Below are 13613 nucleotides of genomic sequence, written 5' to 3' on the forward strand. Positions count from 1 at the left end.
CAGTAGCCGGTCGGGACGTTTGTCGACATTGAATTTCGACGCGGGTTGTCGACGCCCCGCGAGGGGTCTACCGGTGATCGCCGCTCGGTGTCGRCAGACGACCGTTTACCGACAAGAGCGAAGGCGGCGATCCTGGCTACGCAGAGCTAGGGGGATGTCTCGGCGGCTTCGCCTGTTCTCACGCTTGGCGTCTGGATCGCAATGGGCTCGTCGGGATGGATAGGGGCTCGGTAGCGCCAGAAGGCCGGGAACGTCAGGGCGGTGGCGAGCATCGCCATCACCGTAAGGAGTCCACCGCCGCTGACCGCCCAGGTGGTGCCTAGCGTGGCGCCGACCATGCCGTGCGCGAGGTAGGCCAGTTGCGGGCCGCCGGCGGCGACGGTGACGTCGATGCCCTGCATACGGCCGCGCATCTCGTCGGCAACCATGTCCTGCAGAACGGTCTTGCGGAACACGCTCAGGATGATCAGAGCGGCGCCGGCGAGGGCCAGGAACAGCGTGGCCAGGCCCAGCGAGCGGGAGAGGCCAAACGCGGTGATGGCCAGCCCCCAGGCACACACCGCCACGGTCATCACCGTCCCGTGGCGACGCAGGCCGGTGAAGGTCCCTGATAGGGCCGTGGCGCACAGAGCCCCTATGGAGGGAGCGGCGTAGAGCACGCCGAGGGCCGGTCCTCCGCCGCGCGGATCGGCGAAGGTCTCCTGCGCTATCTGCGGGAACAGCGCCACCGGGTTGGCGAACAGCATCGCGATGAGATCTGCCAGATAGGTGACCAGCAGGATCGGGCGTGTTCTCAGGTATCCCACGCCAGCCGCGATCTGCCGCGGGCCGGCGCGGCGCGTACCTGCATGCGTGCGCGGCAATGACGRCAGGGTCCACACCGCCCACAGGGCCGCGGACAGTGTCAGAGCGTCAAGGAGATAGAGCCAGCCGGTCCCGGTCACGGGGAGCAGGGCGCCGGCCAGCAGCGGTCCAACRATCCCGCCGACGTAGAGAACCGAGGACTGCAGGGCGTTCGYGGCTGGACGCAGCCCGGGTGGCACCAGTCGGGCCACGACCGCGCCGCGCACTGCCGTGTTGGCACCGAACAGGCCCTGCACGACGCCAACCAGCCCCAGCAGCAATGCCACGGACCGCCCACCGAGGAGGGCGTGGACGCCCAGCACGGTCGAGGTGAGCGCGATTCCGCTGTTGGTCACGAGCAGCATCCGGCGCCGGTCGACGACATCCGCGACCGCCCCGCCCCACAACCCGCCGAGCACCAGCGGTCCAAACCCAGCCAGCCCAGCCAGCCCGACCCAGGCCGAGGAGCCGGTGATCTCGTAGATCTGCAGCGGCACCGCGACTGCGGTGAGCTGGGCTCCGACTGTGGTGACGACCGTCGAGGCCTACAGTCGCCGAAACGGCTTTACACGCAGCGGACGTACATCGGCTGTCAACCGCACGCGACTCCTCCAGTTCACCTTCGTCGCTCAAGAGGCCGTTGGTTCGTGGCCTACTGCTCCTCGGCAATGGTGGGGTCGCGCAGCGGGTGTAGCTCCCCGCCGGCCGGCGGGGAGGAAAAGGCGTAGCGGCCGAGGACGTTGAGGTGGGCGTGGYCGAGCGGGGAGAGGCGGGCGACGTCGGTGTCGGCGACCGGGTGACCACGGGCGCGCAGCTCGATGACGGCGGCGTCGAGGTAGCGGGTGTTCCACAGCACGACCGCGTTGAGCACCAGGCCGAGGGCGCCGAGCTGGTCTTCCTGCCCCTCGCGGTAGGCCTGTTAGATCTGCCCGCGCCGGCCGTGGAAAATCGTGCGGGCAAGTTTGTGGCGGGACTCCTGCACGGTGGTCTGGGCGTTGACCGCCCGACGGTGGGAGTCGTCGACCGGGTCGATCATCGCGATCAGATGGGCGGTCTTCGCGAGGCGGCCGTACTCGGCGAACGCCTGCCCCAGCGGGGTGGGGTGGCCGTCACGGCCGAGCATCCGCAGCACGTCGTAGGCGCGGACCGTCCCGGTGACCAGSGAGCCGGCGACGCGCAGCATGTCCGGCCAGTGCTCGACGATCCGGCGCAGGTTGACCTTGTTGCGGGCGATGGCGTTGAGCGGCCCGTAGTCGCCGGCCGGGTCGCCGGGCCAGCCGGCGCGCCAGTAGCGGGTGTCGCCGAGGTCGGCGATCCGCGGGGAGAACCGGTAGCCCAGCAGCCGGAACACGCCGAAGACCAGGTCGGAGTAGGCCGCCTCGTCGGTCGCGACCAGGTCGGGTTTCGGGCCGGCGTCGAGGTTGAGCAGCACGTCGAGGATGTGCAGGCTGTCGCGGGGCGTGCCCGCCACGACCTTCGCCCCAATCCCGGCGACCTGGTCGTTTACTGCGTTGAGCCAGGTCAGACCCTTGCCGTAGCCGAAGTACTTCGGGGACGGGCCGGCGTTCAGGGTCCGCACGGGGACGACGAAGCGCAGCCCGTCGACGGAGGCGAGCAGCCCGCCGCCCCACACCTGGGCGATCGGGATCCGGCTCTGGGCGCCGATCAGGGCGGCGTTCGCGCCGGTGTGGGTCTCGGCCCGCAGGTAGTTCTGGTCGACATGGGACAGCCGGCCACGGGTCAGCGCGTCGTCGTTCGGGTTCGTCACCGGGGCCAGCCCGACGTTGCACGCCTCGGCGACCAGCAGCGCCGCGACCGAGCGCGCCAGGTCCCGCATCCGGCCGGTCGCGCCGGAGACGTGGACGTAGGCGTCGAGGAACCCGGTCCAGGCATGGACTTCCAACAGCAGGTCGGGCAGGTCGACCTCGGGCAGCATCGCCGCCGTCCGCGCCCGCAGCACCTGCAGGCTCGCCGGGATCTCCAATGCTTCGAGGCGTTCGACGGTCAGCCGCATCCGCCCGTCGCGGCCCGGTACGACCCGCACCGCGCTGGTGTCCCCGGCCTCGGCCAGCCGGGCGGCCAGTTGCCGCCACGCCGCGTCCAGCGCGTCGACCTGGCCGCGCAGATGGGTCTCGACCGGCCCTGACAGGCCCAGTCCGTCCAGGACCTCCTCACGCACCGCCGTCCACGCCGGGCCGGCCAGAAGCCGGGCCCGCGGGTCGCCCCAGCGGTGCGACGGTGCGGCGTAGACGTCGCGGACCCGTAGCGCCCGGTGCAGCTGCTCGAGCACGCAGACCACGTAGGCGTCCCGGTCGACCGACCCGGCCGGCAGGTCCGGGTTGGCGTAGACCGCGCGCCGCCACATCGCCGGCACCAGCCCGCCGTCGATCTCGTCCGCCGTCAGCGGCCTGGCCCTCACTCTGCGGGCCGCCAGGCCCGGCAGCGCCTGTACCGCCGCCAGTACCGGTTTCCCTGCCGCGGCGGCGGCCAGCGACGAGGCGCCCAGCAGCGGTAGGAACGGGCGCACCGTGCGGTACCGCTCGGCGAGCGCGACCCGCATCGCCGCCTCCGCCGAGCCGTCGTCGTCCGGTACGAGCTCCTCGACCACAGCGATCGCACCGTCGACCCGCGCCCGTGGCGCGATCGCCTCCAGCGCCGCCCACACGGCCGCCACCTCGACGCGCCCGTCGGCCGCCGCCGCGTCCAGGACGTCGCGCAGGGCGCGGCCGGTCAGCGCCAGTACCCGGGATGCCGCCTCCAGCCGGGGCAGCCAGCCCAGCCGTGCGGCGTTCGACGCCTGCCGCGTCGGGTTGATCAGCTTGCTGGTCATCAGCAGGCCGAACAGGTCCAGCGCGTCGTCGACCGCGACCGCGTCCAGATGCCGCGTCACCGCCAGCAGCGTCGCGGTCCGCCGCGGCTCGGCCAGCTCGGCCAGGCCCGGCGCCTTGCTCGCCAGCCCATACCGGGCAAGCGACGCCAGCCGGTTCGTCGGCACCGTCGAACAGTCCACCCGCCGTACTCCGAGCCCGGCGAGGTCGGCCGCCCGGTCCAATGCTTTGACCAGCGCCGGCCCCGACACCCGCGTCGGCGAACGCCGCCACTCCTCCAACCGCGACACCCGTCCACCCGCCGGCACCGCCAGGGCGCCGACCAGCGTTCCCGGCAGCGTCGGGTCGGTCGCGGCCACTGCCGCGGCGAGCGTGGCGTGCATCCGGTTCGCCGCCGCCTCCCGGACCGTGTTGACCAGCCGGGTCAGCACCGTGATCCCCGGCAGCAGCACCCGACCCCGACGCAGCCAGCCCACCGCCTCGTCGAACAGCGCCCCGGGCCCCTCCGCATGCGTCCACGCCCGGCCATCGAGGAACCGGCGGAACTCGGCCGCCACCTGGTCGTCCTCGAACAGGCGGAACCCGTAGGCGTCGCGGATCTCCCAGGCATGCTCGTACGCCGTCTTCGCCCGCTCGGTGTACCGCTTCACACAGAAGACGTCGCCGATCCCCAGCTGCTCGCCGAGGTACTCCACCACCGGCCACGGCACATCCRGCGGATCTTCCAGGAACAGCCCCAGATACCGCACCGTCGTCGCCTGTAGCACGAACCCAAGCCGGTGGTGATCTCCACGACGGTCGGAGATCAGATGCCGATCCAGGTCATCCAGGAAGAAGAACCGTTCCAGGTCCTGCCGCGACGGCACCCCCTGGAACTGGTCAAATCGCGCCACCTGCGCATCCGTGAGGAACTCCAGCGGCACACGCCGGAGCGTAGCCACCACGACGCACAGAGGAACACAAGACCGACGAACTTGGCCAGATCGCGGCTAGATCATCGCTACCGCCAACGGCGGAACGGATCCTCCTCGACCCCCGGAACCGCCCGGCCTGGCCCGGGCTCGTGCCTTGCCAGCCCTTGCCCCGGGCGGCCGGACGTGCTGCGGCCCCGGCCGGCGAGGTGCCGGTCCGGGGCCGCTGGTGAGGTTCTACCGGCGCCGCCGGGGTGGCGGCTGGCCGCCGAAGATGTCGGCCCACTGGGGAGAGCCGGCTGTGACCGTCTCCGTCTCGCCATCGACCACGTAGGTGAGCGACTCGCCGTGCACGAAGTCGATCACCTCGACCTCGGGGAGCTTGTCCTGGCTGGCGTCTGCCATCTGGTACTTCCCTTCAAGCGGGGCTGTTTCTATACCAAAATGGTACGGCAACTGTCCCGGGTTGTCATCCCGTTTTGGTACAGAAATGGCTACGCTGGCGGACATGCCTCGCCCCGCGTGGACCGCCGACGATGACGACCGGGCCCTGCTCGCCGAGCTGACCGCCGCCGCGGCGACCGTCCGCGCGGCCGAGGAGAAGATGTGGGCGCTCGCGGCCGCGGCGCGGGCCCGGGACATCCCGTTGGACACCGTCGCGGCGACCGTCGGGCGCGGCCGGATGACCGCGCACCGCCACATCACCAGCCGACTCCCAGCCGAGGGGCCCGAGGGGCGCGGGCTCGCGAGCTGAGTCGCCAGGCCAAGGAGAAGCCGGACGCCGGCGAGAGGGCCGACCGGGCCCTCGGCGAGGGATGGGCGTCGGTCAATGCGCCCTGATACCCGGGGGGCGCTGGCGCTGTCGGCCGTCACGCAGGCGCGGGTTTTTCCCGATGCCGCAGCGACTTTCGCCCTTGCGGCGTAGCGTTCCAATGATCCGCACCGTGCCGCTCGGGGTGTCCTCGGGTGGATGGCGGGCTGGGGATCCTGCGCGAACGGAGGGCGTGATCATGGCGGCTGAGCCTGACGAGCTGGTCGTGGCGGTCGAGGAGCTGGACGTCGTCCGCGACCGCAGCGAGGCGTCGGCGCACTCCGACGGGGCGGTGGGCGACAGCGGCGAGAACCGGGACGGCTGACACCGCCTCGCCAGCGGGAGCAGGGGGGCGGCGCGTCGTCCTCGGGCTCTACCGGTCCGACCACCGCCGCGGGCTGCTCGAAGCGGYGCTGGCAGCCGGGATCAGCGCGCTCGACACGGCGCGCAACTACCGGGGCTTCACCGCACACCGGACGCTGCGCTCCGAGGCGGCTGACCTTCTCAGTGCGTTCACGGTCTCCACCAAGGTCGGCTTCTTCCACGGGACCGGCGGCGTCGAGCATTCCCTCGACCCGGCGCGGCTGCGGCGCGCGGCCGCGCAGACGGTGGACGAGCTCGGCCGGGTGCCTGACACGCTCCTGCTGCACAGCCCCGAGCGGTCGCTCGCCGGCGTGGACCTGGCGGCCGACCGTGGACGGCTCGCCGCGACGTGCGCCGCGTTGGCCGACGCGGCCTCCTCCGGACTGTGCGGGTCGTGGGGGATCTCCTGCTGGGACAGCCGGCCGCTCGCCCGGCTGCTCGCCGCCGACGGCCTGACCGGTCTCCCGCGGCCGGAGGTGCTGATGGTGCGGTCGGGACTGGCGGTCGGCGCCGACGGCCTGGCCGCCGCCGAGCAGGCCGCTGCCCTGTTGGGAGTGCCGCCGCCGGGGCGGTGGGGCATGAGCCCGTTCGCGGGGGACGCCGCCCATCCTGCATGGCAGCGGATCACTCCCGGGGCGTTCCTGCGGCCCGGCCAGCAGGCCGCCGCCATGCCTACGGTCTTCCGGCTGGCCTTCGAGCTTCCCCCCGTCGCCCGCGTGGCCGTCGGTTCGACCAGCGGCGCACATCTGCGCGCGCTCGCGGCCGCCGTCGACCTGGAGGTCGACGGCGGGCAGGTCGCCCGCTACCGGCAGCTCCTCGCCGCGCGGCCCGCCTCTCAGGCCTGAAGCGCCTTGAGGAGCTCCTCGACGAGTCCGCCAGCCGGCTCGAGCAGCGGACCGGAGTAGTCGGCCGGGGCGGTCACGATGTCCGCGCACAGGAACAGCGTGACGATCCGACCGGTGCGGCTRGCGAGCTCGGCGGCGAACGTGTCACGGACCCGGTCGGCCAGCGCCGGGATGGCGAGCGAGTTGACGAGCAGGTTCGCCGCGTCGAGGCCGGCCGGGGCCAGGCCCCAGTCCTCCCAGTCGAGCAGGACACAGCCCGGGGCGGTCAGGTTCGCCCAGTTCAGGTCGGCGTGCGCCGGCACCCACCGGTCGAGTGTCGTGTCGAGCTGGTCGCCGAAGACCCGGCCGATCGTCGCGCTGAGGCGCGCCTGGCTGATCGGCACGGTGTGCGGGGTCGCGACCCGGGTCGTATCAGCACCGGCGAGCGCGGCCAGCGACCGGGCCAGCGTCGACCACCAGGCTTCATCCAGCGCCGGGGCCTCGGTGAGGATGCCGCCCGGCTTGACCGGCCGGGCCGCGACGTAGTCCGTCTCGTCCGCCCGCCACAGCAGCCCCGCGTCCCGCTCGGCCCAGGAGACGCCCTGGTACCAGCCGGGCATGGCGACCCCTTGCAGCGCGGCCGCGGTCTCCGTCCCGTTCCAGCCCTGGCCGGTCACCTTCGACGCCGGCCGCGCCTCGACACGGACCCAGGTGCCCGCGTCGGTGGGCAGGCCGATCGAGCGGCGCTTGCGCACCGCGGCCGCCTGGTTCAGCCGCACGTCCAGCGCCCGCTCGACCCGCGCGAGGACCTCGTCATGAGACCCGGACCGCAGATCCAGCCTCGGCGTCTGGGACACGACGCGCGCACCTCCCGGCGACCGGCGGCAGCCGCCACCCGTGATCGTAGGCTGACCGCGACTGATCATCGGTAGTCCCACAGGCTCTCGGTGTCGACCCGCTCGGTGTCGACCGTGACCAGGACGCCATGGTGGTCGCTGGCGCCGGCCGGAGTGTCGAGGAGCTGGTAGCCGCGCAGCGCGGGTCCCAGCGGACCGCTCACCCAGATCTGGTCGATGCGGTCGTCAGTGCCAGTCCGGCGCAGCAGGGCCCGGTCGCCGGACTGTTCGTAGAGGTGCCAGGCCGCGTCGAGGTAGCCACAGCGCTCGAGCATCTGCGCGACCCGCCGGTCGGGGACCAACTCGTCATCCGGCCCGACGACCCGGGTCCTGGCGGCGAGGTTGTACGGCCTCATCGCGGCATAGTCGGGTTCGGGCCCGTGGGCGGGCGGGAAGTTCACGTCCGCTCCCAGGACGGCGAACGGGGAGTATTTGTAGCCGCGGGTCGCGATCAGCTTCGCTTCCTGCAGTGCGCGGTCGGGGCTGTGCGGGTCGAGATGTCCCGTGACGACCGCAAGCGGCTTCGGCAGGCCGACGTCGAAGGTCGCGACCCCGAAGCCGTGCATCGTGCCCTGGGCCCAGTCGGTGTTCCAGCGCAGCCAGCGGCCCATGGTCYCGCGTCGGTAGAGCAGCGCCGGGCGGATCCCGGTCGACGACGGGGGCAGTGGGCAGGCGTCCATGTCGAGATCGGCCATGGCGCGGGCGAGCTGGCGATGTCCGTAGCGGTCCCAGTCGGTCGCCTCGCACAACAGCGCCAGGTCGGGCCGGTGCGGGGCAAGCCGGGCGGCGAGCGCGGGCCAGCGGTCCTGCGGCGTACCGTCGCCATCGACGAGCCCGCCCTGGGCGAGGTTCTGCACGACGATCGTCAGCAGCATGGACTGTCTCTCCGAGTCTCCAACTTCGTGATCACAACGACGGGGCCAGGGTGACCGCGGCGGGGTGACGCTGGCCGGCGTAGTCGATACTCAGCGGCCGGGCCGCGAGGCCAGCGAGCGGGCGGCGCCGTCTGGCCCACCACCATGAGCTGATCCAGCCATGGACCGCGCTGGCCACGACGGGCGCCGGTAGATCGGCCGCGATCCGCAACGGCTGCGCGTAGCGGGCCACCACCACGCAGCGTCCGACATCGCCCGCGGCGGTCACCCCGCGCCCGGGGTGGGACCGCAGCAGGCGCAGGCACCGCGCGAGGTCGTCCTGACCGTCGCCACCCGGCTGGACCAGGACGTCGGCGCTCTGGAGCTCCGCGGGCCCGATGGGTGAGAAAGGCGGTCCTGCCGCTACGGGGACATCGGCCGAAGGGAGGGTCACACGCAGGTGATGGCCTTCCAGCCAGGCAGACGGATCCGCCGCCTCGATGTCCCGGCCGTGGTCGAGGACCCAGATCACGACCGGCCCGGTGCCGGACACGTCGGCGACCGTCGTGTCGATGCCCGAGGTCACCACGGTCACCTCGTCGTCTCGCGGCACCGGCGCCCCCTGGCTCGACCCACCGGATAATAGACCATTATCCGGTAGTGTGATCCAAACCAGGGTCTGGTGGCCAGCACGAACACCGCGGTCGCCAGGACGCGACTCGTGCGGGTTATCCGGTAGGTCGATCGAGGCGAAGGGGCGGCGGGGTGGCAGCGACGGTGACCAAGCTCGACGGCCGCCGGGCCGTAACCGGCACGTCCGGCGGGGCGACCGTGCGCGCCGCCGTCGACGCCTTCCTCGACGCGCCGGCGATCAGCGGCAACTCGCACACGCTGCGCGCCTACACGAACGTGCTCGACCGGGCCGCCGAAGTGCTCGGCCCGGACCGGTCACTGGCCGACATCGCCGACGCCGAGGTCGGTGACGCGCTGACCGAGCTGTGGGGCGCGGCGAAGCCCGCGACCTGGAACCGCAACCGTGCCGCGGTCGGCTCGTGGCTGACCTGGTGCGCCACCCGGCAGCACTGGGCCACGCCGACGGTGCCTGCCGCCGCCGAACGGCGGCGCGAGCACAACGACGACACCAAGGCCGTGTCCCGGGCCCGGATCGACCGGCTGTGCCGGCGCCGCGACGTCCCGCTGCGGGAGAAGACGCTGTGGCGGATGCTCTACGAGTCCGCCAGCAGGGCCTCCGCGGTGCTCGCGCTCAACATCGAGGACCTGGACCTGCCGAACAAGCAGGCCCGGGTCACCGTCAAGGGCGGCGACACGATGTGGATCACCTGGGGCACTGACACCGCCCACCTGCTGCCCCGGCTGATCGCCGGCCGCACACGCGGCCCGCTGTTCCTCTCGGCGTCCAGGCCCGGCCCGCACCGCCGCGCGACGACCGACCCGCGCGACCTCCGCCCGGAGACAGGACGGGCCCGGCTGGGCTACGACCGGGCGCGGATCCTGCTCGGCCGCTACGGCGATGGGCTGCGCCTCCACCAGCTCCGGCACAGCTCGGCGACCCATCTCGGGGACGCCAACACCTCCGCGAATGTGATCATGGCCAAGACCGGGCACAAGTCGCTGCGCAGCGTGCAGCGCTACGTCAAACCAGGCCTGGCCGCCGTACACCAGGCCACCGAGACACTGTCCAGCCCGCGGCGCCGGGGGTAGCCCGGGATCAACGCACGTCAGGCATATCCGCCCGATATTTCGCGAGTACTACGGCGACCCCCGCGGCTCGCGTAGTCCCGGATCCGGCGGGCGAGGGGTTCGGCGACGAGAAGTACAGGGTGACCAGGCGGCTCCGAAGTGTCACTTATGACCCCGATCACGTTCCGGAAGCTCGCGCCGAAGACCCCTTGCCCAATGGTCAAGAAACGTTGACCATTGGGGCATGCCCAACGACGATCTTCCCGAGACATTCCATGTCACCACTGACGAGCAGCTACGCGCCGTCTCGAATCTCACGCGTCATCGGATCATGGCCGTGCTCCGCTTCGAGCCCGCGACGATCACGCAGATCGCCGAGCGGGTTGGCCTCGCGAAGGGGAGCTCCAGCTACCACGTACGGCTGCTCGAACGGGCCGGCCTGGTGAAGGTCGTACGGACGCGGAAGGTCCGGGGGGTCACCGAGCGGTACTACGCGATGGCCGCGCGGGCGATCGCGCTGCCGGATCCGGGCGAGGGAGGGCCGGATGTGCTGATGCGGCATGCGGTGGCGGACCTGGAGGCGGCGCCGGTGGATGGCGAACGGCACGTACGGATGGYGCATCTGCGGCTCACCGAGGAGCAGTTCGCCCAGCTGGGGGCGCGGCTGGACGCACTGGCGGACGAGTACCGGGAGCTGTCCGATCCGTCGCTGCCGGACGCGTCACTCGTCTTCGCGCTGTTCCACCCTGCGTCGTGCGCGCAGGCCGAAGGGGCCGCCAAGTGACCTCAGACAGTCGGAAGCTGCCAGCCGAGTTCGGACGGCTGTGGACCGCGCAGACGGTGTCCTCGCTCGGCGACGGGGTGACGCATGCCGCGCTGCCGCTGCTCGCGTTGACGTTGACGCGGGATCCGATGGCGCTCGCCGTCGTCACGGCCGCCGGAACGCTGCCGTGGCTGCTGTTCGGGGTGCTCGGCGGTGCGCTGGTGGACCGCTGGGACCGTCGGCGCACGATGTGGGTCACGGACGCGGCGCGCGCGGTGCTGCTCGGGATACCGGCGGCAGCGGCCGCGCTCGGCGTGCTGAGCATTCCGCTGCTCGCCGCCGTCGCCTTCCTGCTCGGCCTAGGCGGACTCTTCTTCGACACGGCCGCCACGGCCTATCTGCCGGATCTGCTCGGCCGCGACCCCGCGCTCCTGGAGCGCGCCAACTCCCGCCTGCGCGGCACCCAGACCGCCGGGTCCGGCTTCGCGGGGCCACCCGCGGGCAGTGCCCTGCTCGCGCTCGGGCGGACGGTTCCGCTGCTCGCCGACGCGGCGTCGTTCGCGCTCTCCGCACTGCTCGTACGGTCGCTGCCCGCCGCACCCCGACCCGTACCGCAGGCCCGTGAGTCGCTGCCGCGGCAGGCGCGGGCCGGCGCCTCATACGTATTCCGGGATCAGTTGCTGCTCGGGCTCGCGTTGCGCCCGGCGGTCGGGAACATCGCCTTCCTCGCCGTGGAGACCGTGCTCGCCCTCTTCGCGCACGATCGTCTCGGCATCGACACCTTCGGCTTCGGCCTGCTCCTCACGGCGGAGGCCACCGGCGGTCTGCTCGGCGCGGGCATCGCCTCCTTCCTCGGCCGGCGGCTCGGCACCGGCACCGCGCTGACCTGCACGGCCGCGGTCGAGGGACTCGCGATCCTGGGCCTTGCCGCCGCCCCGAACCCGTACGTCGCCGGCCTCGCGCTCGCCGTCTGCGGAGCGGGCATGGGCGCCACGATGGTGCTCGGCCCCTCCCTCCGACAGGCGATCGTCCCCGCCCACCTGATGGGCCGGGTCGCCTCCACCTCCCGCATGCTCGCCCTGTGCGCCGCCCCGTTCGGCGCCTTCCTCGGCGGCTGGCTGGCCACCACCTACGACGTACGCACCCCGCTCTACACCGCCGCCGGCCTCCTCCTCGCCATGACCACCGTCACCGCGACCATGACCAGCAACCGCCGGGTCGAGGCCGCGCTGCGTGCCGCCGGCCCCACCGATGATCCAGATCACCTGGAATCCCGGGATCCGGCCCAGGAGCCTGCCATGCAGGGCACCGCGAGTCCGTGAGCCAGTGCTAGGCCCAACTCGGCGTCCCTCGCCCTCGCCGGAGCGTCGGGCGCCTGGCCTCCACGGGATGCGACGAGTGGCCCGGCGGGGTGGGTGCGCGGCCGTCAATCCTCGTCGCCCTCGTGCGTGCGGCGCGCGGGGCCGGCCGCGCAGCCCGACCGTCGGATTGTCGTTCCAGATGTCGTGCTCCGGATCGGGCTCGGCGTATCCTCCGAACTCGGTCCAGTACCTCTCGCGGTAGTTCAGGATCGACGCGGGGTTCCGCTTCCGGTAGCTCACCATGATCGACAGATCGGATCTGCATTCGCTGAGGTCGCAGCCTCGACCGCGACAGCGGTAGGTGTCGTGGTTCTTCCTCGCTCATTGACGGTGGCAGTTCCTCGGTCGGAGCCGCCTTCGCCGAGGGCCCGACGGATCAGCGGCGCCGGGCGAACCAGACCTCCTCGGCGGGCCAACGCTGGGCCCACTCGGATGGGATCTCGGGAAAGTCGTTGTTGTTGTCGGTGGCATCCGGTGGCACCTGAACCTCGATCAGGTCCTCCACGACGAGGCCGCACGCGGCCATGAGCCGGATCGACTCCCCGTGCGGCAGCGCGAACTGCCGGTACTCCCGGCCCGAACTGCCAACGCGCACCAGCTGGTGTAGTCCGAACAGGCTGTGTACCAGGCGATCGGTGGCCGGTCCGGTCTCCGGCCTGCACAGGCGGGCCAGGGGAGAGTGGGTCAGGAACACCAGCCGGCCGCCAGGGCGCAGCAGCCGGGCCGCCTCCGGGATCCAGCGGTAGGGATCGCACCAGACCGCCGCGCCGTACTCGTTGATCACCAGGTCGGCGCAGGCGTCTGTCAGCGGCACCCGCTCGGCGTCCCCGTGGACCAGCGGGAAGCGCAGCTCGAACTCGTCCTGCATGGCGCGCGCGGTGGCCAGCTGCCGGGCCGAGACATCGACACCGACCGGGTGTGCGCCGCGACCGGCAAGCCAGGCCGACACGTAGGCGCTGCCGCAGCCCAGCTCGACGGCCGAGGCGCCAGYCACGTCCGGCGGCAGGACCGGCAGCCGGGACTGGGGGACGCACCACATGCCCCAGAACGGTTCGTCCGCGGCCCAGCGACGATGGGCGTACCGGTCGAACCAGGCCGACAGGTGCTCGTCCCAGTGCCGCCGATTGACCGGTACATGGCCGTCGGCCTCGTGCGCCATACCGATGATCGTAGGACACCTTGGATACCGGTCGATCTTCGGTGAGGCTGCCAGCGTGACGCCCTGAGAGTGTTTGTCGGGGGATCCCCCAACAAACACCCGCGATCATCGATCCTGGGAAACGGCGACGACCAGCTCGGATGCCGTTTCATTAGGGTGTCCGGTGATCTGTGCGGTGAGCGGGGGCTATCCGTGCACTTCTCGGCTGTGACCGGCCTCCTCGTTCCGCCAGCTGGTGCTTGTTCGGGAAGAGGGTCTCCGGCGAGCGGAACGCACGACGTGCGGCCGCGTGGCAGGCT

Annotated in this window: 11 protein-coding genes and 2 pseudogenes; 6 read left to right on the top strand and 7 right to left on the bottom strand. The window is 72.1% G+C overall.

The features are described from left to right. Nucleotides 1–146 precede the first annotated feature (146 nt). From BL253_RS03665 to BL253_RS42160, 3 genes and pseudogenes are all read right to left on the bottom strand, one after another. A pseudogene (locus tag BL253_RS03665) lies at nucleotides 147–1373 on the bottom strand (MFS transporter); the annotation flags it as partial. A gap of 122 nt (nucleotides 1374–1495) precedes the next feature. Further along, a pseudogene (locus BL253_RS03670) lies at nucleotides 1496–4594 on the bottom strand (Tn3 family transposase). Nucleotides 4595–4819: 225 nt separating this feature from the next. After that, nucleotides 4820–4987, bottom strand: coding sequence for a hypothetical protein (locus BL253_RS42160; protein WP_158230322.1), 168 nt, complete (start codon nucleotides 4985–4987; stop codon nucleotides 4820–4822). A gap of 85 nt (nucleotides 4988–5072) precedes the next feature. On the opposite strand from BL253_RS42160, the gene BL253_RS03675 reads away from it, so the two are divergent. The 3 genes from BL253_RS03675 to BL253_RS03680 all read left to right on the top strand — a co-directional run bounded on the left by BL253_RS03675 (nucleotide 5073) and on the right by BL253_RS03680 (nucleotide 6601). Beyond that, complete coding sequence (locus BL253_RS03675) at nucleotides 5073–5336, top strand: hypothetical protein (protein WP_076813536.1); 264 nt, start codon at nucleotides 5073–5075, stop codon at nucleotides 5334–5336. A gap of 256 nt (nucleotides 5337–5592) precedes the next feature. Next, complete coding sequence (locus tag BL253_RS44655) at nucleotides 5593–5718, top strand: hypothetical protein (protein ID WP_274535171.1); 126 nt, start codon at nucleotides 5593–5595, stop codon at nucleotides 5716–5718. A 73-nt stretch (nucleotides 5719–5791) separates the two neighbouring features. Beyond that, nucleotides 5792–6601 carry an aldo/keto reductase gene (locus BL253_RS03680; RefSeq protein WP_076813538.1) on the top strand — a complete coding sequence of 270 codons (810 nt, stop codon included), beginning with the start codon at nucleotides 5792–5794 and terminating at the stop codon, nucleotides 6599–6601. Here the strand turns inward: BL253_RS03680 and BL253_RS03685 are convergent. The 3 genes from BL253_RS03685 to BL253_RS03695 form a co-directional block, all read right to left on the bottom strand. Next, entirely contained in the window at nucleotides 6592–7437 is an 846-nt protein-coding gene (locus tag BL253_RS03685; protein WP_076813539.1) for a hypothetical protein, read from the bottom strand. The two genes, BL253_RS03680 and BL253_RS03685, sit on opposite strands and share 10 nt — an antisense overlap. Before the next feature lie 65 nt (nucleotides 7438–7502). Next, nucleotides 7503–8351 carry an endonuclease/exonuclease/phosphatase family protein gene (locus BL253_RS03690; RefSeq protein WP_076813541.1) on the bottom strand — a complete coding sequence of 283 codons (849 nt, stop codon included), beginning with the start codon at nucleotides 8349–8351 and terminating at the stop codon, nucleotides 7503–7505. A gap of 31 nt (nucleotides 8352–8382) precedes the next feature. Further along, nucleotides 8383–8943, bottom strand: coding sequence for a hypothetical protein (locus BL253_RS03695; RefSeq protein ID WP_076813543.1), 561 nt, complete (start codon nucleotides 8941–8943; stop codon nucleotides 8383–8385). A gap of 152 nt (nucleotides 8944–9095) precedes the next feature. Between BL253_RS03695 and BL253_RS43420 the strand changes: the two genes are divergently transcribed. From BL253_RS43420 to BL253_RS03710, 3 genes are all read left to right on the top strand, one after another. After that, nucleotides 9096–10052 carry a tyrosine-type recombinase/integrase gene (locus BL253_RS43420; protein WP_241834495.1) on the top strand — a complete coding sequence of 319 codons (957 nt, stop codon included), beginning with the start codon at nucleotides 9096–9098 and terminating at the stop codon, nucleotides 10050–10052. 223 nt (nucleotides 10053–10275) lie between these two features. Further along, nucleotides 10276–10815, top strand: coding sequence for an ArsR/SmtB family transcription factor (locus BL253_RS03705; protein WP_076813545.1), 540 nt, complete (start codon nucleotides 10276–10278; stop codon nucleotides 10813–10815). Then, on the top strand, nucleotides 10812–12116 hold the full coding sequence (locus BL253_RS03710) for an MFS transporter (RefSeq protein ID WP_076813546.1): 1305 nt from the start codon (nucleotides 10812–10814) through the stop codon (nucleotides 12114–12116). The genes BL253_RS03705 and BL253_RS03710 overlap by 4 nt, the downstream gene beginning before the upstream one ends. A 415-nt stretch (nucleotides 12117–12531) precedes the next feature. Here the strand turns inward: BL253_RS03710 and BL253_RS03715 are convergent, their stop codons facing one another. After that, the gene (locus tag BL253_RS03715) at nucleotides 12532–13314 is read right to left on the bottom strand and encodes a class I SAM-dependent methyltransferase (RefSeq protein ID WP_076813548.1); all 783 of its coding nucleotides are present in this window, start codon (nucleotides 13312–13314) and stop codon (nucleotides 12532–12534) included. Nucleotides 13315–13613 lie beyond the last annotated feature (299 nt).

It is taken from the genome of Pseudofrankia asymbiotica, from assembly GCF_001983105.1.
GTDB lineage: Bacteria > Actinomycetota > Actinomycetes > Frankiales > Frankiaceae > Pseudofrankia > Pseudofrankia asymbiotica.